This window comes from Phascolarctobacterium succinatutens YIT 12067 (assembly GCF_000188175.1).
GTDB classification, from domain to species: domain Bacteria; phylum Bacillota; class Negativicutes; order Acidaminococcales; family Acidaminococcaceae; genus Phascolarctobacterium_A; species Phascolarctobacterium_A succinatutens.
This window is the reverse complement of record NZ_GL830932.1, coordinates 255-726: the sequence shown is the minus strand read 5'-3', so window position 1 is coordinate 726 and position 472 is coordinate 255. Positions and strand designations below refer to the sequence as shown.

The following is a 472-nucleotide window of genomic DNA, read 5'->3' as shown; positions in this document are numbered from 1 at the left end:
AAAAATTATTTGCAGGAATGCTCAGCTTGCAATGCTTCAACCTGCTCAATCGGGAGAGAAGTAGCCTTGGCGATATCCTGCACGGAAAGTCCCATGCGGAAAAGACGCTTAGCAGTAGCGAGTTTCTCTTTAGCTTCGCCTTTGGCAATACCCACAGCTTCGCCTTCACGTCTTTCATCTAATAAACGTGCTTCCATAAGCATAAATTCTCGCCTCACTTTCGTATCTAATTTGAGATAGCTGATTTCGTCGTCAATCTGCTTAGTGAAATCAGTAGTTACAATGTGGTTGTTTACATAATCATAAAAGCTCTTGATGTCTTTAGAAATATCGCCATGCGTACCTTTCGTGTTTAAAATCATGGTGGTTGCTTCATCGGAAAGCTCCAACTCCCGATTTTCCAGACAACACTTTTTAAAGGTATAAACGTAATGATCCTGTTCAAAGAAATCAAAAACGCAGATAAAAATGA

The 472-nt window shown here is 40.3% G+C and carries 1 protein-coding gene; it reads right to left on the bottom strand.

Features of this window, described 5'->3' with window-relative positions; translation table 11 throughout:
- Positions 1 to 5: 5 nt before the first annotated feature.
- Positions 6 to 472, bottom strand: a 467-nt coding sequence (locus HMPREF9443_RS09310; protein WP_009146353.1) for an Rpn family recombination-promoting nuclease/putative transposase, incomplete at its 5' end; no start/stop codon positions are given.